Origin of the sequence: Asticcacaulis excentricus (genome assembly GCF_003966695.1) — a bacterium.
Classification (GTDB): domain Bacteria; phylum Pseudomonadota; class Alphaproteobacteria; order Caulobacterales; family Caulobacteraceae; genus Asticcacaulis; species Asticcacaulis excentricus_A.
In genome coordinates, this window is the sequence record NZ_AP018827.1 from 1,227,613 (window position 1) to 1,248,778 (window position 21,166).

Consider the following 21,166-nt stretch of genomic DNA (forward strand, 5'->3'; position numbering starts at 1 on the left):
GCAATTCCGGGATTACACTCAGCGGTAAAATGGCTCTGTCAAAGGTATCCCATGCGCGCCCTACTTCTTTCCGCCGCCCTGTTGCTGACCGCCGCTCCGGTATGGGCCGAAGAGGCCAAACCGGCCTGCCCGCCGGAGCCGGTCCTGACCGGGCCCTTCACCCACTGGATGCACGCCACCCCGGTCAAGGCCACGGCGGAGGCCAGCGGTGCCCCGGCTTTGAGCCTGGGCAAGCCGGTCAAGGTGACCCTGCTTGAGGCGACCCGCGTCACCTATAAACGTGCCCGCGCCACGCCGCCGACCACCTCGACCTTTAGCGGCACGCTGAGCCTCAGCGTAACCGAGGCCGGCACCTATGGCATTGCCGCCGGGGCTGGGCTGTGGATCGACGTGGTGAAGGATGGTGAAGCGCTGAAATCGAGCAAGCACGGGCACGGGCCGGACTGTTCCGGCATCCGTAAGATCGTCGATTTCGACCTGCAACCCGGCACCTATGAGGTGCGGTTGATCGACAACAAGACCGCCGATGTGACGGTCATGGTCCTGAAACGCTGACGGCAAGGCCATTGAAATTTAGATTTAACCACGGATAAAATCTTGGCATATCAACGTATTGAGGCGTTTGAAACCTGAGCTGACATAACAGCGCCTTCCCTTGCGGTAAGGGAAAATACTTTCCGTTCACGTCAATTTTATGCTGGCGAAACGCATATTCCGGGATATGCTGACTCATAAGGCGTCACCATAGACGTCATGAGGCACAGGGTATCCGGAGACGTTCCATGAACCTGATCGACAGGGCCAGGCGCGAATTCATTTTCATCAAGCGGTTGCTGCGGCTGCTGCGCCATATCCGCGAGGTGGATTCAAACTCGCCTGTGCTGGTGTGCGACGATGTCGAAGCCTCGGTAGATCGCCATTCGGCGCGCATTGCCCTGCTGTTCGAGGACAAGAGCCTCACCTATTCAGAGATGGACGTGCTGGCCAACCGCGTGGCCAACTGGGGTTTGTCGCGCGGCCTGAAACCCGGCGACACGGTGGCGGTCTTCCTGCCCAATCGCCTCGAATACATCCCTATCTGGTACGGGCTGAGCAAGATCGGCGTGATCAGCGCCCTGATCAACAACGCCCTGACCGGTCAGGGTCTGGCCCACTGCATCAACATCTCGACCGCCAGCCTGACGATTGTCGATCCCACCACCCTGCCCGCCTTTGCCGAAATCGAAGCCAGCCTGAGCCGCCATCAGGAGGTGTTTGTGCTCGATCTGGCGCAGGGTGACGAAACCTCGCATCACCATTCGCTGACCCAGGCGCTCAAAGGGGTCAGCACGGTGCGCCCCGACCGCAAAATCCGGCAGGGCATGGTGGCGCGTGACCCGGCGCTCTATATCTACACCTCCGGGACCACCGGCCTGCCCAAGGCGGCCAAGATCACCCATGCGCGCGCTCAGCTCTACATGAAGGCGTTCCGCGGCGTGTCGCACATGAGCGAGGAAGACCGCCTGTATAACGCCCTGCCGCTGTACCATTCGACCGGCGGCCTGTGCGGTGTCGGCGCGGCGCTGCTCAATGGCGGCTCCATGGTCATCAAGCGCAAGTTCTCGGCCTCGGCCTTCTGGCCTGATGTGCGCAGCCTCAACTGCACCCATATCGTCTATATTGGGGAACTGTGCCGTTACCTCGTCAACGCGCCAGTGGCGGCCAATCCGGACGATGAGACCAAGCACCGGCTGAAGGTCGCCTTCGGCAACGGTATGCGGCCGGAGGTGTGGAGCGAATTCAAGTCGCGCTTCAAGGTGCCGGTGATCATCGAATTCTACGGCTCGACCGAAGGCAATGTGTCGCTGTTTAATTTTGATGGTCAGGCCGGTGCCATTGGCCGCGCACCGGCTTATCTGCGCAACGCCTTCAACATCCGGCTGGTGCAGTTCGATGTCGAAAGCGAAACCCCGGTGCGCGGGCCGAACGGTCTGTGTATCGAGTGCAAGCCCGGCGAGGTCGGCGAAGCCATCGGCGCCATCGGCACCGATGCCCGCCACTTCTACACCGGCTATGCTGACAAGGCCGCGTCGGAAAAGAAGGTGATGCGCGACGTCTTCAAAAAGGGCGACGCCTGGTTCCGTTCCGGTGACCTGATGAAGATGGACCGGGACGGCTATATCTATTTCGTGGACCGTATCGGCGACACCTTCCGCTTCAAGGGCGAGAACGTTTCGACCTCAGAGGTGGGCGAATGCTGCGCCCGCGCCGAAGGCGTTGATGAGGCGATTGTCTATGGCGTGCCGGTGCCGCACTATGACGGCAAGGCGGGGATGGTGGCGCTGATCACCGGTGAAGGCTTCTCGATCGAAGCCTTTGCACAGCATGTAAACAGCCACCTGCCCGTCTATGCCCGGCCGCGCTTTGTGCGCTTGCTGCAAAATGCCGAGACGACCGGCACCTTCAAATACAAGAAGATGGACCTTGTTCTGGCGGGTTTTGATCCGGCAAAAGTCAGCGATCCGCTCTATGTGATGAAGATGGACGACAGCGGCTATAAGCCTCTGACGGCGGAGTGCCTGAGCCTGATCGAGAGCGGTCAGTACCGCATGTAGTCACAGCGTCATAAGCGCGATGCTGAGCGTCTTAATAAGCAAGGGAATGCCGACCAGAAGAGTCCCGGCGCGCGTTGCGGCCGTGATCCAGAAATCACGGAAGTCTTCCTTGCGATCCAGTGGTGGCTCCTGATTGAAGATCGGCACAAAGCCCAGCCCGTTCATCTCCCCGTCACGCAGACCACGATAGAGCTGAAAAGCGCAATAGCAGAGGCCCGGCGTGGCCACACATATCACAACCCAATAGATCATTGCCCCTCCCACACAAAACCGCGCCGCTTCACTTGAAACGGCGCGGTTTGTTTATGTCTGTAACCGTCTTAGTCGCGGCGCGACAACAGCAGGCCGATGACCACACCGGCGGCGGCGGCAATGGCCACCGAGGTGCCGGGGTGACGGCGAATCTGACGGCGCACGACCTTGGTCTTGTCTTCGGCCTCGTCGCGGGCTTCTTCGAGAATGACCTGAAGGCGGTCGATGCTGCCATTGATCTTGTCGCGGGTGTCCTGCGACACCTTCAGCTTGTCTTCGAGGTACTCCAGCGCGTCGGTGATCGAGCGCGTGGTCTTTTCGGCAATAGCTTCGGCAGGGGCTTTGTCGGCCATGAGCGGTCTCCTTTGGCTGGACTATAGATATAGGCGTTCTGTCGGAATATTGCATCCCACAAGAGGGTGAAAATACGGCAACAGGGTGCCAAAAAATAAGGCCCCGGCGGTCACCGGGGCCTTTGTCTCTGCTGATCTGTAAATCAGGATCAGTATTTAACGCGCAGGGTCACGCCATAGGTACGCGGCTGACCCATAAAGGCGTCGTAGGTGTTGGAGTCCAGCGCCTGATTGTAATAGGTGCCGTTTGCTTGCAAAGTGGACTGGAAGCCATTGCCTTGCAGCGGCGCGTTGATCACGACCTGCTTATAGGTTTCGTCGGTCAGGTTCTGCGCCCAGAACTCCAGCGTCCAGGCCTGATTGGGCGCACCGATGCCGAAGCGGGCATTGAGCAGCGTATAGCCGTCCTGCATCTTGAACGGGATCAGGTCGGAGCCGGTATTGTATTCCGAGGAATACTTGGCGGCGATATTGCCCGTTGCGCGCAGGTTTTCGGCGATATTGCCCGACCAGGTAACGGCCAGCGAGCCCGTCCATTCCGGGGCGAAAGACATGCGCGCGCCCGGCAGGAGCGACAGTTGCGGGAAGCGTGCCGGGTTCGACAGGTCAGCGGCGGTGAAGCTGCCGTACTTGGTGTCGGCATAGGCGACGCCGCCCTGCACCGACAGGCCGCGGATCGGCGTGGACCAGTAGACATCGGCGTCAAAGCCCTTCGACTTCAGTTCCGGGATCGACTCGACCACAAAGGCCGTGCCGAGGAAGGTGTTGAGCTGGAAGTCCTGGAAGGTCTGATCGAAGGCCGTAATGTTGAACAGCAGCTTGTTGTTCAGCATCGAGGTCTTCAAGCCGACTTCGTAGGAGTCCACCGTCTCCGGCTTGAAGTAGAGCGAGGCGTCCGGCGTGATGCCCGTCTGGGCGCGGTCGAGGTTGTACCCGCCGCCCTTATAGCCACGGGCGTAGGAGGCATAGGCCATGATGTTTTCGTTGAAACGGTAGGCGCCTTTCAGCGTGCCCGACCACTCCTTCTCGGTCACTTCGTTGGCGATGCGGCGGTTGTTGAAGGCCGCATTGCCCCAGAAGGTACACATATTGCCGACCACGGTCGGCCGCGAGGCCGCCGGGATGGCCGCCCAAGTGCCGACCGGGGCATTGCCCATCAGGCCCGAACGCGCAATGGCCGAGGCACAACCGACGCCCCCATCTGAATTGGTGTAGATGGCGGTCATCTTCTTGGTTTCCTGCGTATAGCGCAGGCCCATCGTGACCTCGAACTTGTCGGTGAACTTGTAACCATTGTTGGTGAACAGGGCCAGCGACTTCGACTCCTGCGTATAGTAGTCGAGCGCGCCCTCACCCGCCGCGTAGGAGGTGCCGGCGGCGCGGCCGGTCAGCAATGAGACCGTCGGCGTCGTGGTGGGCAGGCCCAGCGCCTGCGCCAGCAGGATCGACAGATAGGTTTCGTACTGCGAGCCATAGACGTAAGAATCCGTGCGCTTCAGGTCTTCGTCGGTGTAGAAGGCCCCGACCAGCCAGTTCAGCTTTTCACCGCCTCCGGCCAGACGCAGTTCCTGCGAGAAGGTGTCGAAGTCCGCCTTGAAGTCCCCGTTGTCGCGGCGATAGAGGATGTCAGCGCCTGAATAGTCGATATCCTGACCATTGGTGTTCTTCCACTTGCGCACGCCGGTGACCGAGGTCAGGGTCGAGTCGAGCCAGTCCAGCTTGATATTGGCTTCGACCGAGACGCCGCCATCAATGATCTGCTGCGTGGTCGGGCGGTTGGAATAGGCCAGACGCGCTTCCGGATTGGCGGTCGCCGCCACGCCGTTACCGCCCGCCAGCGTGTTGATCGCCGCACCGGTCGGACCGGTGCGGGTCTGCACCACGGCGCAGCAGTTTTCGTCGCGCTTCGAATAGTCGGCGATGACGCGGATCTTGTGCGCGCCCGGCGTGAACAGCAACTGACCACGCACCGTGTAGAAGTTCTGATCGGCGTCTTCCTTGAGGGCGCGCGGGCCAATGCCGGTATTGACATCGTAGAAGCCGCCGCGCTCACGCTTGGCCACAAACAGGCGACCGGCAACAAGGTCTTCGGACAGCGGCCCGGTGATCGAGGCCGACACGCCCTTGCCGTCATAGTTCGACACCGTGGCTTCGCCGTCCATGCCAAAGGTGAAAGACGGTTCCTTGGTGATGATGTTGATAACGCCGGCCGAGGTGTTCTTACCGAACAGGGTGCCCTGCGGCCCCTTCAGCACTTCGATGCGGCCGATTTCGCCCAGATCTCCGAAACCGACGCCATTGCGCGGGCGATAGACGCCGTCGATGACCACGCCGACCGAGGACTCCATGCCGGGGTTGTCACCGACCGTGCCGACGCCCCGGATACGGGCGGTGGTCAGGGTTTCGTTCTGCGTCGAGGTGACGGTCAGGCCGGGCGTCAGGACCTGCATGTCCTTGATGTCCCTGACACCGGCGTCCTGCAGCAGCTTGGCCGACAAGGTGGTGACCACGATCGGCACGTCCTGAAGCGACTGCTCGCGCTTCTGAGCGGTGACGGTGATGACCTGAACCTCTTCCTCAGGCTGAGCGGTCTGGGCCATGGCTGATGCCGCGCTGAGCGCCATGACCATACCGGAACAGGTTACCATCAGTGTGCGGTTGAGGGAGAAGCGATTGTGTGTGTGTGCCTTTACGCGCATGTGTTTCCCCTAGGTCAAGCAGGCCGCCTCTTCCGCAAGGGAAGATTTTACAGTGTAAACGGCGGTCCCTGTATTTGCCGGTTTTGTCTTTGACGTTGTTTTATGCAGACTCGCCCAAGGGTTTACTTGGAACGATCCGCTACGTGACATGATATGACACAAGTGTGGACAAAGACAATTTCAAATTCATCTCGCAAGCGCACATGAAAAAACCGCGTAAACCTTGCCAGACAAGGCTTACGCGGCGTTAGCAGTAGCACCACAGCGGCCAAAAAGGCCTGTAAATATTGACGGTTACGCAAACGTCAACTTGCGACGCGGCGACGCGACAGAACTATTGCGCCTGCACAGGCCGAAAGTAACGATCCCGTAATTACACCAAGCTTTATGGCATTTTGGGCACTTTCCGCATGGTCAGCAAAGGCCAGAGCCCCCAGAAACAGGCTCATCGTAAAGCCGATTCCGCACAAAAGGCTGACGCCATAGAGGGCTGCCCAGCCGCTGTTTTCGGGGGCCCGGGCGATTTTCAGGCGGATGGCCAGCCAGGCCAAGCCAAAAACGCCGATCTGTTTGCCGACAAACAGGCCCAGCGCCACGCCCAACATGCGGGGATCGGCCAGCGAGGCGAAGCTCATCCCCGCGAACGAAAAGCCCGACGCCACGAAGGCAAAGAAGGGCACAATACCATAGGAAACCGGCGTATGCAGGTCGTGCATGATGGTTTTCAGCAGGCTTTCTTCACCGCGCGCCGGCGCGTCCAGCGTCACCATAAAGGCCGCCGCCACCGCCGTCAGGGAGGTGGCCAGTCCCGCCTTCAGGCTGAGCGCCCAAGTTGCGACGAAGAGCACCAGATAGACGGCTTTCAGACCGCGCGCCTGATCGCGCAGGGCGTATTTGGCCAGCCCCATCACGGCCAGCAGAGCGGCGATCCACAGGCACAGCATCAGGTTGATCCCCGACGAATAGAAGAGGCCAATGACCAGCACCGCCCCCAGATCATCGACAATGGCCAGCGTCAGCAGGAAGACACGCAGGCTGTCCGGCAAGCCCCGGCCGACCACCGCGAACACGGCCAGAGCAAAGGCAATATCGGTCGCCATCGGCACGGACCAGCCGCGCAGGTCGCCGCCGGGCAGGCCCGCATTCAGCGCCACATAGACCAGAGCCGGGGCCGCCATACCGCCAATCGCCCCCAGTACCGGCAGGGCCAGTTTCTTCGGGTTCGACAGTTCGCCGCGGAAAATCTCGTACTTGATCTCCAGCCCGACCACGAAGAAGAAGATGGCCATCAGGCCTTCCTTGGTCCATTTCAGCACCGACTTGTCTTCGACAAAGGCGCCGATCTGCACCGGGATATGGGCGTTGATGAAGTCGAAATAGACCGCGGCCCACGGCGAATTGGCCCAGATGACGGCGATCAGGGCCGACAGCCCCAGAATGAAGCCGGCTCCGGCTTCGGTTTTGAGAAATTCGAGGGTGAACTTCATCGGCGGTCTCCTTTTCCGCGGGCAGGATCAACGATCCTGCGAGGGTTAAGTCCGGATAGGGATTTTTGTTGGCGTCCCTCGCCGGGCGGTGGCTCCGCCACCTTGGCCGCCGCCTCAATGGCGGCTTGAGCGGAAGGGTGTCATTCCGCTCAAAAAGAGTGATGTTTGGTATCGACTATTGCGGAGAACCGTAGCAAACCGGACGCCCTGTCCCAAGCAAAACCAGTCTGTCTCATGCCGATTTCCGCCCGATATCGTCCCGATCCGCGCCTTGCGGCCTCTGGCCTGCCGCTGGTCGACGCGGTACGCGCCGCCGACTTTCCGCAGACGGTTTTAAGATACCGCAATGACCGCGCGGCGGCCTCGGTCGGCCTTGAGGGGTTAAGCGATGCCGAATGGATCGCGCACTTTGGTCGGTTCGGGCCCCTGCCCGACAATCAGGCCGAACCTCTGGCCCTGCGCTATCACGGTCATCAGTTCCGCCACTACAACCCCGACCTCGGCGACGGGCGCGGCTTCCTGTTTGCCCAGATGCGCGATGCGCGCGACCGCCTGCTCGATCTCGGCACCAAGGGCTCCGGTACGACGCCGTGGTCGCGCGGTGGCGATGGCCGCCTGACGTTGAAAGGTGGCGTGCGCGAAGTGCTGGCGACGGCGCTTCTGGAGGCGCTAGGAGTCAACACATCAAAGAGTTTTTCGCTGGTCGAAACGGGCGAGGCCCTGCGCCGCTATGACGAACCGTCGCCGACGCGGGCGGCGGTGCTGGTGCGCCTGTCGCATTCGCATATCCGCTTCGGCACGTTCGAGCGGCTGGCCTATCTCAACGAAACCGAGGCCATGACGGCGCTTGTGCGCTATGTGGCCGACACCTATTACGCGGACCTCAGCGCGTATCAGGGGCCGGACCTGACGCACGCCCTGTTCGATGCCGTGGTGACGAAGACCGCGCATCTGACGACCCAGTGGATGTGCGCGGGCTTTGTGCACGGGGTGCTCAATACCGATAATATGAACATCACGGGAGAAAGTTTCGACTACGGCCCCTATCGCTTCCTGCCGCACTATGAGCCGGGCCTGGTGGCGGCCTATTTCGACGAAGGCGGGCTCTATGCCTATGCGCGGCAACCCGATGCGGTGTTCTGGAACCTGACACAACTGGCGCGCTGCCTCAGCCTGATCGGCGACAGCCAGCCGCTGATCGACAGCCTCAACGCCTTTTCCGAGCGCTATCAGACGGGCATGGCCACGCAGTTCTGCCGTCGTTTGGACCTCATCCCGCAGGGTATGGAGGCAGAGACGCCCCTGATGCAGGCCGCCTTCCGCATGTTGAGCGCCGCAAAAACGCCCGGCAGTTTTGAAGGGTTTTTCTTCGACTGGTTCGGCGGCTTGCTCAGCGAAGCCCGCGCCCTCAATGGCCCGCGCGCCGAGGTCTATACGCACCCCGACGCCGCCGACTTCCGGAAGTTGATCGGTGGCTATGCGCCCGCCAATGCGGACACGCTCTCACACCCGCTGTTCGCGCAAGTCACCCCGGCGACCCTGCTTTACGATGAGATCGAAGCCCTGTGGAAACCCATTGCGGAAGACGACGACTGGTCGCTGTTCTATAAAAAGCTGGCGGAGATCGAGCGTTATCGTGAGGGGTTGGGGTTTAATCCGTGAACATATCCGCAGCTATCAGACGCGCACTGTGTAAGATGCGACTGACACGGATTTCTGACGGCAAAACACGATAATAAATGGAATAGTTGCCGTAGGGAGCGCGCCTCAGATCAGGCAAAAGGCCTTCGACCTGAACATAACCTCTCGGACGGTCTGCCAGCCCCAGACAGAAGGTTCTCAACTCGGTCACGAAAGTAAGAGCACGGGGAAGATTATCCTGCGCGATAAAATCGCCGATCTCCTCCATATCAAGAAGCGCCCGTCGCGTGATCAGGACATTCATGCCGCAGCATCATCCTTGATCATGCCCTGATACTTCGCGATCAATCTGTCAAAGGCCTCTTCGGCATCGACATAGCCGCTGCGCTCGCCCTCGTCGATCAGCGCTTTCAACTCGGCGATCTGGCGTTCGCGGGCCTGCTGCTTGTACTTCCAGTCGCGCAGGGCTTCGCGCACCACTTCGCTTGCCGAGGCGTATTCGCCGCTCTCGACGGCGTCGCGCACCATGGCCGCCATATCGACCGTCAGGGCAATACTGACCTTTTCCACGCGCGGCTTATCATCGGCCATGAGGCACCTCCGGTACGAACGAGTAGCAATTTATACCACCACTCACAGCACCGAACAATTGGTGATCTGGCTGAAGGCCTCCAGCGCCGCAAAGCCCACCACCGACGTGCCGTGACGATCCAGTTCCGGCGACCACACGGCAATGGCGGCCTGTCCCGGCACGATGGCGACGATACCGCCGCCGACGCCGCTTTTGGCCGGCAAGCCGACGCGATAGGCAAACGACCCCACCGAATCGTACACGCCGCAGGTCAGGAGCAGGGCATTCAGCCGCCGTGCCTGCCGTGCCGGGAACACCGTCTCTTCGATGACCGGCGAAAACCCGCCCGCCGCCAGCGGCAGGGCCGCGCGCGCCAGATCGCGGCACGACAGGGTAATGGCGCATTGGCGGCAATAGGCCGCGATGACGGTTTCGACCTCATGATGCAGGGTGCCTGCCCCCTTCATCAGGTTGGCAATGGCGCGGTTCTTATGCGCCGTGTCAATTTCCGAACGCGCGACGGCCTCGTCTATGGTCAAAGCGTTCTGGCACAGGAAGCCCATATAGTCGCGCACCGTCAGGTCCGGTCGCCGCGTCCCTTTGAGCAGCATATCAACCACCGCCAGCGCCCCGGCATTGATAAACGGATTGCGCGGAAACCCCGCCTCGTGCTCAAGCTGCGACAGGTAGTTGAAGGGCGTCCCCGACGGCTCCTTGCCCACCCGCGTCCACACCTCATCGCCTATGCGATTGAGTGCAATCCCCAGCGCAAACAGCTTGGTGACTGACTGCGCCGAAAAGGGCTCATCGCCGTCACCGATCACGCATTCCTGTCCATTTACAGTGCGCACCGCCATGCCGAACTTCTTCGGATCGACGGTGGCCAGTTCAGGGATGTAGTCGGCCACCCGCCCCTTGCCGAATTGCGGCTTCACCGTCTTTTCGATCTGCGACAGGACTTCGGGCAGGGACAGTTCGTGTTTCATGGCGCCTCTATAGCCCCTCCTCCCAATAACAAGGAAGGGTTTAAGATGAGGCGCTCTTGCTGTCGAGGCTTTCGGCAAAGGCCAGCGTATCTATGACCAGCCGCGTGATATCGGAGACGATTTGATTCCGGCCGGTGTCGTCCAGCGTGCCACCCGTCGTATAGATCGACAGGAAAAGCGGCGGCTTATCGCCTGACGGCCAGATCACCGCCACGTCGTTGACCGCCCCATTGGCCCCGCGTCCGGTCTTGTGCCCGACGGTCCACCCCTTCGGCACGCCCGCAGGAATCATGTCGGGGCCCGTCACCGTGGCCACCATCCAGTCACGTAGCAGAGACAGGCTTTGGGGTTGCAGTACGGCTCCCGTAAAGACGGTGCGCAACAGGCTGCTCATGGCGTCCGGTGTCGTGGTGTCGCGTTCATCCCCCTCAATATTGCTGTTCAATTCGGGCTCGTTGCGGTCAAGGCGGGTGACCGTGTCGCCCAGCCCGCGCACAAAGGCCGTCAGGCCGGCCGGGCCGCCGATCAGCGGCAACAAAAGGTTGGCGGCGGCATTGTCGGAGACCGCCACCGCCGCGGAACACAGGTCGCCTACGGTCATGCGGCCTTTGGCGACGTGTTTTTCCGTCACCGGCGAATGGTCGAGCAGGTCGGCCTTGCCGTAGCGGATTTCCTGCGCGACGGTGAGTTTATTCTCATCCACCGCCTTGAGGATCGCCGCCGCCAGTACCCATTTGAAGGTCGAACACAGGGCGAAGCGCTGGCTGGAATTGATATTCAGGCTGCCGTCCGCGGCGGTGTCTCCCTGAACGACGGCGGTGCTGGTGCGGACGCTGACGCCCACCCGGCCACCGTGGCGTTTCTGAATCTCCATCAGGCGCTGGCCCAGACCGATGGCCTGATTGACCTTTTCAGAACAGCCGGCGAGGCACAGACCGGCCCCGCCCATCACAATACCCCGCCGCGTCAGCATCATTTCGCCTTCGTATGTTCATCCAGCCAGTCAAACACCGTCCTGTGCCACTTCAGGGAATTCTGCGGTTTCAGTACCCAATGGTTTTCATCCGGGAAGCGCAGGAACTTTGACTTCACGCCATTCATCTGAAGCGCCGTAAAGGTGCCGATCCCCTGTTCCGGGATGACGCGGAAGTCCTGATCGGAGTGGATGACCAGCATCGGCACCGACCAGTCCTTGGCGTGCAAAGCCGGGTTGAACTTGTCGTAGTTCTCCGGCTTCTCATAGACGCTGCCGCCGTTTTCCCAGTCCGAGAACCACAGTTCCTCAGTGGCGTAGCCCATCGAGCGGTTGTCAAACAGACCATTGTGATTGACCAGGCACTTCCACGGGGCCTTCCACTGCGAGGCGATCCAGTTGATCATGAAGCCGCCATAGGAGGCCCCCAGCGCACAGGCATTGTCCTTATCGAGGAAGCTGTATGTCGACAGGGCGTAGGCATAGCCCTTTTGCAGGTCTTCCAGCGGGCGGTCGCCCCAGTGCTGGCTGATGGAGTCGGTAAAGGCCTGCCCATAGCCGGTCGAACCGTGGAAGTCGATCATAATGACCGCATAGCCTGCCCCGGCATAGGCCTGCGGGTTCCAGCGATAGGACCAGCTTTCGCCGAACGAGCCCTGCGGCCCGCCGTGGATCAGGAAGGCCACGGGATATTTTTTGCCTTCGACATAGTTGGCGGGCTTCACGATATAGCCATGCACGGTTTCGTCGTTCCAGCCCTTGAAGGCAAACTGCTCGAACGCCCCGAAGGCGCGGTTTTGCAGAACCGGGTCATTGAGGGTGGTCAGCGGGGTGGCCCCGTCATCAATCAGTTTGGCTTTCGGTTTGGAGACAAACAGTTGCGACGGATAATCAAGCCCGCTCTTGGCAAAGACAAAGCGATCTTTCAGCGGCACGAAGGCGTCCATATGGCCGCCCTTCGACAAGGGCGTCACTTGGCCCGAAGCGATTTCGACGCGGAACAGCGGCGTCTTACCGACATCGCCAGCGACGACGTAGAGGCTCTTGCCATCGGCGGCCCATTTCAGGCTGTCGGCCGAGCGGTCCCAGTCGGCGGCAATCTGCTTCGTCTCACCGGTGGCCAGATTGCGCAGGAAGATTTCGAACTGATCGGCCTCAAAGCCCGGGCGCTTCATGGCGCGATAGGCCAGCCACTTGCCGTCGGGCGACACCTCGGCCCCTGTATCCCAGGCCTTGTTGGCCTCGGTCAGGTTGGTTTGCGTGGACGGGTTGGCGAGATCGACCTTATAGATGTCGAAATTGGTCGAGCGCGGCTCGTCCTTGCCGGCGATACGCACGGAGTAATAGACGGTCTGGCCATCGGGTGAAAAGCTGTATTCGGCTTCGTCACCAAACGGCTTGGACGGCACGTCGCCATCGACCCCGGCGGTCAGCGACACGGCCGCGCCGCCGCTCAGCGGCACGTAGAACAGGTGGTTGCGCGTCCCGTCGGCCCAGGTGTCCCAGTGGCGCACGAACAGGCGGTCATAGATGACGCCGGTGGACTTATCGGCCTTCTTTTCGGCCTGCACCTTTAGCGTGCAGTCGATCTCTTCGGTCTGGCACGCCTCCTCGATGGCCAGCGACAGGACCAGCCCCTTACCGTCCGGCGACAGCTTGTACGACCCGACATCGAGCGGCAGTTTCGTCACCTGCACCGCTTCGGCGTCGTTGAGGTCGGTCTTCCACACCTGCATCGAACCCGATCGCGCCGACAGGAAGTACAGCGCCCCATCGGCCCCCCACTGCGGCGACAGGGCCCCGCCCTTCGACGCGGTGCTCAGCGGCTTTGAGGTGCCGGTCTTGAGGTCGGTCAGCCACAGGGCATTGACGCCCTTGGTCTTTTCGGCGTTCAGCGTGCGCACCTGAAACGCCGCGTGGGTTTCCGCCTTATTCACCGTCAACCCTGACAAACGCTGCATCGACACGAGGTCGTCATAGGTGAAAGGTGGCTTGTCCTGTGCCTGAACGGAAAGGGCGGGGAAAAGAAGCGCGGCGGCCAGACCAGCCGTGGCGAGAAGATAAGACTTCATCGGAAACCCGTTGGTTACAACAGAAAGGAAGCGTTGTTAGACCGCGCTTTCGCTGACCTGTCGAGTCCGCCCGCCGGAGTCCGGGTTAAAATTTGGTAATAATCCGGTGAAGCCTATTTCGAGGCGACCAGCAGACGCGGCCAGTAGTCGGCAAACATGTACTGGCGCGTCGCGTCGGCCGGGATATCGAACTCAGACCCCTTATACCACGGCGTGCAGGTGCGTTGCGCCGGGTCGAGATTGCCCCATTGCAGCTTCGGACACGGCTCGTTCGACGGGTCGATCAGATTATCCACGGCGCGGATTTCGCCGCGCGAGGAGGCCAGTATGCCCGCCGTGCGAATCCGGGCGATCTGATTGCCCCCGATGAAGCCCGTACCGTCCTCAATATTGATGGCGATTTCGTTCGACAGGATCTTGTTGTCGATGACGCGCAGACGGTTGAGGCTGGAGGTCACACCATGTTCCGAGAAGTCGATCAGCGAGCGCGACAGCAGGGCTTCGCCACCGCCGGACAGGCTCAGGGCCGAAGCAAAGAATTCGATGCGCATATCGTCCATCGACAGGATGGAGTCGCCGGAATCGAGCTTGACTTCCATGCCTACGGCCCCGGCACCGCGTTCGAACCCGCGCCAGTCGGCCAGTTGCTGCACCGTCACGCCGGTCATCTGCGAATCGCCGCTGAGCACCGCATAGAGGCCACCCGCCGTCGAGGTCACGCCCGCCTGTTCGGCATAGAGCTGCGCCGAATTGACGGCGACGGCGACCGTGCGCGTCTTGGCCACGACAAAGGACGACAACAGGTTGAGACGCCCGCCGGACACGTGCACGGCGGCGGAGTCGCCCTCATAACGCACGGTCGAATTTTGCAGCGTCAACTCCGAACCGGAGCTGTAGATACAGGCCGACTGCCCCCCGCGACGCGAGGCGATCAGCATGTTTTTCAGTATCACCTTGCTGGCCTGCGGGTTGATGCGCAGGCAGGATTCGCCATCGGGAGCCACCAGCACCGGCAGACGTGAGTCGCTGCTTTCGCCGACAATCGTCAAGGATTGATTGATCATCAGACTGGCGACGCAGGAGCGGTTGCGCGCCACCAGTTTGAGCACGCCGCCGGGGCGCATCCGGCGCACCACGTCTTCGACATAGGCCTGACGCGCGGTATCGCAATTGATGGTCGCACTCCACTTCGAGCCATAATAGCCGTAGCGGTTATGCGGCTTGTAGGACTTGCCCTGGCAGGTCTTGAGCTGCGCATCCAGCAGGACGCCGAAGCACGGCCGGGTCAGGGCCTCGGTGCGCGCCGCATTATAGCCGTTGCTGTAGCTGGCGCCATAGCTGGTCTGCGTCTGGGCCGAGGCCGCGGACACGCCGCCGAACAGGGCGACCACAACAAAGGCGAGGTGAGCGGCAAAGGTAACAACTGAGCGCATGGTCATTTCCCTCACCGCCCCGGATTGGTCGAAATCTGGTTGAGTACGGCTTGCAGACGCGAAGCCGACGGACGGAACCCGGCCAGCGCCGAGTCGAGACGCAACACCACGGCCTGCGCCTTATCCTGATCGGCGACGCCACTCAGGCCCAGGGCGAAATAGGTGGACATAGCGAAGCGCGCCTCGGCCGAACCTTGCTTTTCGGCCTGCTGATACCAGTAGTAGGCGCGGGCATAGTCGGTCGGCACGCCCACCCCTTCGGAATACATGACCGCCAGCACAAGCTGCGCCTGCGACGAACCATTGGTCGCCGCCAACTGGATGGCGCGTACCTTATCCAGATTGGTCATGCGCGACCCGTCGGGGCGGCCCAGTATGGCGCGCAGGGCCGAGAGGGTCTGCGGCGGCACGCGGCCCGCCGAATAGACGGCCTCGGTCGGACGCGAACCGCCCGAAACCTGAGCAATGTCGGCATCATTGGGCCCGACGGGGTAGCGTTCCTGACCCGGATTGCCGTCGCTGTCCGGTCCGCCGCTGACGCGCTGAACCGGCGCCGATCCCTGCGCCAGATCGAGATAGACCAGCGCGCGCCACACGTGGATAAATGGCAGCTCATCCATGCGCGACAGGGCGTATTCGTAAGCGTCGGTGCGCGGACGGCTCTCGTCCGAATGCGGCACCCCCCCGGCGGGCGCGTCGGGCGGGTAGAATTCAAACGGCGAGACCCAGCGCTTGGCCTTGGCCTCGACAAAGGCCCCGTAACGGCTGCGTTCGGGGGCGGACTTTTCAAAGTCCTTCAGCATCACATAGGCCCCGACATCGCCGGTTTCCGCCGCCTTATAGTTATAAAGGTAAGCATCGACGTCGTTGCGCGGGAACAGGCTGATGACGTTTGGACGACCATCGACCGGATTGCGCATCATGGCGCGCACCGCTTCGCGGTTATCAACGGGCTCACCCATCGGACCGTACTGATCGTCATACAGGCGACCGAGCGTGCGGAATCCATCCGCCCCCAGTTGCGCCTGAATATAGATGACGCGGTCGCGCACCTTATCGCGCTCGGAATTGTCCATGCGCGCCAGAAGCGTCTCCAGCTTGCGATAGGCAACGGAGCGTTCCACCGCCCGGCACTTGTCAAAGCGCGAGGCCATCTGACCGTTTTTGAGCGTGCGGTTGATCGGCGCGAAGCCTTCGGGATTGGTCAGGGCCATGACCAGCCACACCGACGCCTCGGTCGGGTCTTCGAGGTTCTTGTCCGTGGCGCGTTCGGCCATATAGCGGCTGGCCAGTTCAAGTTGCGAGAAGAAGTCGTTGGCAAAGGCGTGCTTGCGGAAATAGCGAACCGCCCGCTCCTGCTCATTGAAGCCAGCCCCGCCATTATCGGCCATGGGCGGACGCGGACAGCCGCTGACGCCACGCGGCCCGTCGCCGCCGCCGCCCAGCCAGTCCACCGACACATCGCAGGCCGTCAAAGGCAGGCTGAGCGCCGCCGTCAGCATCACCGCCGCCGCAGCGCGAAAGGGCACACGGTTCATCAGCTTCCGGCCGGTACGACGGGCGGTCTTATCACCGGCGCCGTTGCACCTCATGTCTTCGCTAATTGACATCACGCATCGCCCCGACAGAAATGCCGGCAAAATTATGGTTAACAAATCTTGTGTTAGGGATCGTGCGACCTGTCAAGCGCCCCCATCCGGTCCATTTGCGATACCGGCAAAGCGTTGCCGGATTGTCGCGGACCCTGACGAAACCCAGATGGAAAAACCCAGCCCCTGAGCGGTACGTCAACCCCCGTATAACGCTCCAATGATAGCGTTAATTTCCGCGCCTTGGCCAGAGAAAAGTGTTAAGAGCCGCCCGTTCCGGGACACTTTTCCCTGCCCCGGAGACAGAATCCATATCCGCCCCTTATGATTTCGCCCATAAGGCGAAATTCACCCCGCACAGGTCCGTCATGCTTACCGCGTCACAGAAACAAGAAATCTATCAGTCGCTTAAAAAAGAGATTCTGTCGGTGCTCGAGTCTGAGCCCAATCGCGTGGCGCGCATGGCAACCGTGGCCTGTCTGGGCGCTCAGGCCTTTGAGACCTGGTTCTGGACCGGCTTCTATGTCGTCGATGAAACCAAAAAAGCGCAGGGCATAGATGAACTGGTGGTCGGCCCCTATCAGGGCACGCTCGGCTGTCTGCGCATTGATTTCAGGCGCGGTGTGTGCGGCGCGGCGGCGCGCGAACGCACCACGCAGGTGGTCGAAGACGTGCACGCCTTTCCGGGGCATATTGCCTGTGACTCGCGCTCCAACTCCGAAATCGTCGTGCCGGTGTTCGATGCCAAAGGCGAACTGATCGCCGTGTTCGACGTCGATTCGGAAAGCTACGGTGCGTTTGACGACACCGACCGTGTGGCGCTCGAAGACCTGATGCAGGCCGTATTCGGGGTTTAATCCCAACCCACTCCTGCGGCGCTGAACCCTATTTTCAGGTTGTGATTTTGCCCCCCCTCGGCTAAACCCGCCGCACCATTCCATACATGTGAAACAAAGGGTGCCTCCTCGCATGGCGCAACAATATATTTTCCAGATGCAGGGCCTGACCAAGCATTACCCCGGCGGTAAGAAGGTCTTTGAAAACATCTGGCTCAGCTTCTATTCGGACGCCAAGATCGGCGTCGTCGGCGTCAACGGTTCGGGTAAGTCCACCCTGCTGAAGATCATGGCCGGCATCGACAAGGAATTTTCGGGCGAGGCGCGCGCCGCCGAAGGCACCAAGATGGGCTATCTGGAGCAGGAGCCTAAGCTCGACGACTCCAAGACCGTCTGGGAAAACGTCATCGACTGGTGCGAAGAAAAGAAGATCGTCGATCGCTTCAACGAAGTCGCTGCCCTGATGGGCGAAGAATATAGCGACGAACTGATGGAGGAGATGAACGCCCTTCAGGAGAAGATCGACGCCGGTGACCTGTGGGACATCGACAGCCGCATCGAAATGGCCATGGACGCCCTGCGCTGCCCGCCGAACGAGTCCGGTGTGACCAAGCTGTCGGGCGGTGAAAAGCGCCGCGTGGCGCTGGCCCGCCTGCTGCTGTCCAAGCCGGACATGCTGCTGCTCGACGAACCGACCAACCACCTCGATGCGGAATCGGTCGCCTGGCTTCAGCACCACCTCGAAAACTTCCCCGGCTGCGTCATCCTCGTCACCCACGACCGTTACTTCCTCGATCAGGTGACCAAGTGGACGCTGGAACTCGACCGCGGCAAGGGCGTGCCCTATGAAGGCAACTACTCCGGCTGGCTGGAGCAGAAGCAAAAGCGCGTCGTGCAGGAGCAGTCCGAATCCGAAGCCCGTCAGCGCGCGCTCACCCGCGAACTGGAATGGGTGCGTTCCGGTGCCAAGGCCCGTCAGGCCAAGTCGAAAGCCCGCCTCGCCGCCTATGAGCGCATGGTCGAGGAACAGGAACACGCCACCAAGGCCCAGACCTACGCCACCATCCAGATCCCGCCCGGCCCGCGCCTCGGCAACGTCGTCATCGAGGTCAACGGCCTCGAAAAGGAATTCGGCGACAAGGTGCTATTCAAGGATTTGTCGTTCAAACTGCCGCCCAACGGCATTGTCGGCGTCATCGGCCCGAACGGCGCCGGTAAATCGACCCTGTTCAAGCTGATCACCGGTCAGGAAAAGCCCGACGCCGGCACGATCAAGCTGGGTGAAACCGTCAAGCTCGCCTATGTCGATCAGTCGCGCGACGACCTCAACCCCGATCACAATGTCTGGCAGGCCATCTCCGGTGGCACCGACGTGATGATCGTCGGCAAGCGCGAAATCAATTCGCGCGCCTATGTCGGCGGCTTCAACTTCAAGGGCGGCGATCAGCAAAAGAAGGTCGGCCTGCTGTCCGGTGGTGAGCGCAACCGCGTCCACCTCGCCAAGACGCTGGCGTCCGGCGGTAACGTCATCCTGCTCGACGAACCGACCAACGACCTCGATATCGAAACGCTTCAGGCCCTCGAAGAGGCGCTGGAAGACTTCGCGGGCTGCGCCGTGGTCATCAGCCACGACCGCTGGTTCCTCGACCGTCTGGCCACCCACATCCTCGCTTTCGAAGGCGACAGCCATGTGGAATGGTTCGAAGGCAACTTCGAAATGTACGAAGAAGACAAGAAGCGCCGCCTGGGTACCGACAGCCTGATCCCCAAGCGCATCAAGTTCCAGAAGTTCGCGCGGTAGGGCGGGAAATTAAAGATTGCAGGGGCAGCCGCCCCTGCACCCGATTGTTGGAGCAGAACAAACCGCCGGAGTTTCAAAATCCGGCGGTTTTTCTATGCCAGCATATTGCGCTTGTGCTTGGCCAGCTTGCCCTTGGTCGGGCGCGGCGCGGGCGGCGGCAGGTCGTCCGGGCCGATGGGCGTCGTTTCCGTCACCGTGACCACAACCAGTTCGTCAGACTGGCGCGTCTTCGTCTTTTTCTTTTCCGGCTTTGGCATTTTCGGCGTCGGCGCGCCGCCCCACGGATGGCGCGGATCAATCAGACCCCGGCTATGGAAGAAGGCCGAGGTCACGCTCTTGCGCCCCAGTTCGGCCTGCGCCCCTTCGAGCAGGTTGAGGATATGCGCCTCATCCTTCCACGCCTCGTGAAAGTCCTGCAAGGCGCGCCACACGGCCACCCGATGCTCGTCCGTGGTCATATCGACCTTGACCTTGGCCGGAGGGTCTTTTTTGGGATTTTCCGGGTCGGGCTCCGGCTCGGACAGGGCTTTTTTGAGGTCGTCGAATGGCTTGCCCGACTTGTCTTTCAGCGCCAGCAGCGTCCCCAGCTTCGCCTCGATCACCGCTGACAATTCGCGCGCCCGCTCAAGCTGCAAGGCCCCTGACGCGCTGACCGCCAGATGCAGGCTGTAGCGTACACTGTCGTAGATCGCCTTCGCCGAGGCACGATAGCGCGCCTGTTGCCCGGCCTTCGATAACTGCCCCGACAGCCATACGGTCAGGGCAAACAGCACGACACCCGCAATCAGAAAACTCAGCAAAAGCATCAACGTATGCCCATCGAGCACGATGGTCGCCACCGCGCGCGGGCCTTCCCCGAAGGGATCACCGAAATCCTCAGGCGCGTCCGAATATCTCATCTCTGCCACCTCGGACGGGCCGACTCGCCACCGGGCTCACCCGCCCCATAGAGGGTGCGCGGGTCGCGCCATTCCGCCGTCGTCAATTGCCGGAACACCGCCGCATAGTGCTCACGCATCAGACCGATATCCCGCCACGGCGCGGCCAGCTTTTGCAGCGTCAGCCACACCTTTGTGGTGGTATCGAAGCCCGGTTTGGGAGCTTTTTTCTCTTCGGGCTTGGGCAGGCCCACCACCTCACCACCGACTGCGGCCACGGCGCCCGCGGTCGCGCCCGATTCCGCCACACCCGGCTGACAATTATTGACAGCGATATTGATCACCGTGCCGCCCGACATGCCACCCACGCCCCCCTTGGCCGCCTCCGGCTTCTTGTCCGGCTCGACCTCCTTGACGGCGCTGTTGGCCTTGTTCAGCGCGGCGTGGTGCTTGCCGATCAGGTCCATCAGTTCGGTCGTATTCCCGAAAATTTCCTGATTGGCGTCGATGGCTGCGTTTGATTTGTCGCGCACATTGGCCGCCGAACCGCGCACCGCGTCACCGATCACCGCCCCCAGCGCATCGACATTACGATTGAGCGCCGGCGGCAGCCCCGTCCGGCGACGGGCCCCGACGATCAGGCCCGCAATGAGCATCAGCACGCAGAAGCCAATGCCGATCATCCACAACAGGCCGCCGCTGTACCACAGGCGCACCAGCGTATCCCACAGGCTGGGGTCATAAAAGCCGTCCGGCGGCGTGGCGTAATCGTCCCCGGTGTAGCGCATGAACCCTGAAAACCTCCCCCAAAGTGGTTAACGTGCCAAAGGGTTAACAGATTGCCACGCTTTGCACCAGCGGGGTAGATCGAATCCACACTGTCGCTGCAAAAAGGGCTCACCCCCGAAAGGATGAGCCCTGTGCGTTCGTTATGAATGGGGATCGTTTTGATGGAATCGTTCGGCTTTAAAAGCCACAGATTGCACAGATTACCCGTGTTT

18 protein-coding genes are annotated in these 21,166 nt (G+C 61.3%); 5 read left to right on the top strand and 13 right to left on the bottom strand.

Annotated elements, in window-relative coordinates:
• Positions 1-51 precede the first annotated feature (51 nt).
• A complete protein-coding gene (locus tag EM6_RS05625; RefSeq protein WP_126420922.1) occupies positions 52-555 on the top strand; it encodes a hypothetical protein in 504 nt (167 codons plus the stop codon).
• 227 nt (positions 556-782) lie between these two features.
• Entirely contained in the window at positions 783-2,594 is a 1,812-nt protein-coding gene (locus EM6_RS05630) for a long-chain-acyl-CoA synthetase (protein WP_126420923.1), read from the top strand.
• Here EM6_RS05630 and EM6_RS05635 read toward each other — a convergent pair whose 3' ends face one another.
• The 4 genes from EM6_RS05635 to nhaA all read right to left on the bottom strand — a co-directional run bounded on the left by EM6_RS05635 (position 2,595) and on the right by nhaA (position 7,385).
• A complete protein-coding gene (locus tag EM6_RS05635) occupies positions 2,595-2,846 on the bottom strand; it encodes a hypothetical protein (RefSeq protein ID WP_126420925.1) in 252 nt (83 codons plus the stop codon).
• 68 nt (positions 2,847-2,914) lie between these two features.
• Positions 2,915-3,199, bottom strand: coding sequence for a glycine zipper domain-containing protein (locus tag EM6_RS05640; RefSeq protein ID WP_013478508.1), 285 nt, complete (start codon positions 3,197-3,199; stop codon positions 2,915-2,917).
• A gap of 149 nt (positions 3,200-3,348) precedes the next feature.
• Positions 3,349-5,898, bottom strand: coding sequence for a TonB-dependent receptor (locus EM6_RS05645; RefSeq protein ID WP_126420927.1), 2,550 nt, complete (start codon positions 5,896-5,898; stop codon positions 3,349-3,351).
• Positions 5,899-6,203: 305 nt separating this feature from the next.
• A complete protein-coding gene (gene nhaA, locus EM6_RS05650; RefSeq protein WP_126420929.1) occupies positions 6,204-7,385 on the bottom strand; it encodes a Na+/H+ antiporter NhaA in 1,182 nt (393 codons plus the stop codon).
• 234 nt (positions 7,386-7,619) lie between these two features.
• Here nhaA and EM6_RS05655 point away from each other — a divergent pair, with 234 nt between their 5' ends.
• On the top strand, positions 7,620-9,047 hold the full coding sequence (locus EM6_RS05655) for a protein adenylyltransferase SelO family protein (RefSeq protein ID WP_126420931.1): 1,428 nt from the start codon (positions 7,620-7,622) through the stop codon (positions 9,045-9,047).
• Here EM6_RS05655 and EM6_RS05660 read toward each other — a convergent pair.
• The 7 genes from EM6_RS05660 to EM6_RS05690 all read right to left on the bottom strand — a co-directional run bounded on the left by EM6_RS05660 (position 9,037) and on the right by EM6_RS05690 (position 16,671).
• Positions 9,037-9,330 (bottom strand): type II toxin-antitoxin system RelE/ParE family toxin, encoded by a 294-nt coding sequence (locus EM6_RS05660; RefSeq protein ID WP_126420933.1) that lies wholly within the window; start codon positions 9,328-9,330, stop codon positions 9,037-9,039. The two genes, EM6_RS05655 and EM6_RS05660, sit on opposite strands and share 11 nt — an antisense overlap.
• The gene (locus tag EM6_RS05665) at positions 9,327-9,617 is read right to left on the bottom strand and encodes a type II toxin-antitoxin system ParD family antitoxin (protein WP_126420935.1); all 291 of its coding nucleotides are present in this window, start codon (positions 9,615-9,617) and stop codon (positions 9,327-9,329) included. The genes EM6_RS05660 and EM6_RS05665 overlap by 4 nt, the downstream gene beginning before the upstream one ends.
• 42 nt (positions 9,618-9,659) lie before the next feature.
• Positions 9,660-10,583 (bottom strand): glutaminase, encoded by a 924-nt coding sequence (locus tag EM6_RS05670; RefSeq protein ID WP_126420937.1) that lies wholly within the window; start codon positions 10,581-10,583, stop codon positions 9,660-9,662.
• A 40-nt stretch (positions 10,584-10,623) separates the two neighbouring features.
• On the bottom strand, positions 10,624-11,559 hold the full coding sequence (bla, locus tag EM6_RS05675) for a class A beta-lactamase (protein WP_232037004.1): 936 nt from the start codon (positions 11,557-11,559) through the stop codon (positions 10,624-10,626).
• On the bottom strand, positions 11,556-13,628 hold the full coding sequence (locus EM6_RS05680; RefSeq protein WP_126420939.1) for an alpha/beta hydrolase family protein: 2,073 nt from the start codon (positions 13,626-13,628) through the stop codon (positions 11,556-11,558). The genes bla and EM6_RS05680 overlap by 4 nt, the downstream gene beginning before the upstream one ends.
• 113 nt (positions 13,629-13,741) lie before the next feature.
• Positions 13,742-15,061: a hypothetical protein gene (locus tag EM6_RS05685; RefSeq protein ID WP_126420941.1), complete on the bottom strand. Its 1,320-nt coding sequence runs from the start codon at positions 15,059-15,061 to the stop codon at positions 13,742-13,744.
• Positions 15,062-15,072: 11 nt separating this feature from the next.
• A complete protein-coding gene (locus tag EM6_RS05690; RefSeq protein WP_232037112.1) occupies positions 15,073-16,671 on the bottom strand; it encodes a tetratricopeptide repeat protein in 1,599 nt (532 codons plus the stop codon).
• Between the two features lie 347 nt (positions 16,672-17,018).
• Between EM6_RS05690 and EM6_RS05695 the strand changes: the two genes are divergently transcribed.
• Together EM6_RS05695 and ettA are read left to right on the top strand one after the other, a co-directional pair.
• Complete coding sequence (locus EM6_RS05695; RefSeq protein WP_126420943.1) at positions 17,019-17,507, top strand: GAF domain-containing protein; 489 nt, start codon at positions 17,019-17,021, stop codon at positions 17,505-17,507.
• A gap of 112 nt (positions 17,508-17,619) precedes the next feature.
• Positions 17,620-19,287, top strand: a complete 1,668-nt coding sequence (ettA, locus tag EM6_RS05700) for an energy-dependent translational throttle protein EttA (protein WP_126420945.1) — start codon at positions 17,620-17,622, stop codon at positions 19,285-19,287.
• A gap of 92 nt (positions 19,288-19,379) precedes the next feature.
• On the opposite strand, the gene EM6_RS05705 is transcribed toward ettA, so the two are convergent.
• Both EM6_RS05705 and EM6_RS05710 read right to left on the bottom strand, forming a co-directional pair.
• Complete coding sequence (locus EM6_RS05705; protein ID WP_126420947.1) at positions 19,380-20,186, bottom strand: hypothetical protein; 807 nt, start codon at positions 20,184-20,186, stop codon at positions 19,380-19,382.
• Positions 20,183-20,953: a hypothetical protein gene (locus tag EM6_RS05710; RefSeq protein ID WP_126420949.1), complete on the bottom strand. Its 771-nt coding sequence runs from the start codon at positions 20,951-20,953 to the stop codon at positions 20,183-20,185. Before EM6_RS05710 ends, EM6_RS05705 begins: the two co-directional genes overlap by 4 nt.
• Between the last annotated feature and the right edge of the window lie 213 nt (positions 20,954-21,166).

Coding starts and splice junctions, on each gene's coding strand:
- EM6_RS05625 (WP_126420922.1), top strand. CDS start 52: ATGCGCGCCCTACTTCTTTCCGCCGCCCTGTTGCTGACCGCCGCTCCG.
- EM6_RS05630 (WP_126420923.1), top strand. CDS start 783: ATGAACCTGATCGACAGGGCCAGGCGCGAATTCATTTTCATCAAGCGG.
- EM6_RS05635 (WP_126420925.1), bottom strand. CDS start 2,846: ATGATCTATTGGGTTGTGATATGTGTGGCCACGCCGGGCCTCTGCTAT.
- EM6_RS05640 (WP_013478508.1), bottom strand. CDS start 3,199: ATGGCCGACAAAGCCCCTGCCGAAGCTATTGCCGAAAAGACCACGCGC.
- EM6_RS05645 (WP_126420927.1), bottom strand. CDS start 5,898: ATGCGCGTAAAGGCACACACACACAATCGCTTCTCCCTCAACCGCACA.
- nhaA (WP_126420929.1), bottom strand. CDS start 7,385: ATGAAGTTCACCCTCGAATTTCTCAAAACCGAAGCCGGAGCCGGCTTC.
- EM6_RS05655 (WP_126420931.1), top strand. CDS start 7,620: ATGCCGATTTCCGCCCGATATCGTCCCGATCCGCGCCTTGCGGCCTCT.
- EM6_RS05660 (WP_126420933.1), bottom strand. CDS start 9,330: ATGAATGTCCTGATCACGCGACGGGCGCTTCTTGATATGGAGGAGATC.
- EM6_RS05665 (WP_126420935.1), bottom strand. CDS start 9,617: ATGGCCGATGATAAGCCGCGCGTGGAAAAGGTCAGTATTGCCCTGACG.
- EM6_RS05670 (WP_126420937.1), bottom strand. CDS start 10,583: ATGAAACACGAACTGTCCCTGCCCGAAGTCCTGTCGCAGATCGAAAAG.
- bla (WP_232037004.1), bottom strand. CDS start 11,559: ATGATGCTGACGCGGCGGGGTATTGTGATGGGCGGGGCCGGTCTGTGC.
- EM6_RS05680 (WP_126420939.1), bottom strand. CDS start 13,628: ATGAAGTCTTATCTTCTCGCCACGGCTGGTCTGGCCGCCGCGCTTCTT.
- EM6_RS05685 (WP_126420941.1), bottom strand. CDS start 15,061: ATGCGCTCAGTTGTTACCTTTGCCGCTCACCTCGCCTTTGTTGTGGTC.
- EM6_RS05690 (WP_232037112.1), bottom strand. CDS start 16,671: ATGTCAATTAGCGAAGACATGAGGTGCAACGGCGCCGGTGATAAGACC.
- EM6_RS05695 (WP_126420943.1), top strand. CDS start 17,019: ATGCTTACCGCGTCACAGAAACAAGAAATCTATCAGTCGCTTAAAAAA.
- ettA (WP_126420945.1), top strand. CDS start 17,620: ATGGCGCAACAATATATTTTCCAGATGCAGGGCCTGACCAAGCATTAC.
- EM6_RS05705 (WP_126420947.1), bottom strand. CDS start 20,186: ATGAGATATTCGGACGCGCCTGAGGATTTCGGTGATCCCTTCGGGGAA.
- EM6_RS05710 (WP_126420949.1), bottom strand. CDS start 20,953: ATGCGCTACACCGGGGACGATTACGCCACGCCGCCGGACGGCTTTTAT.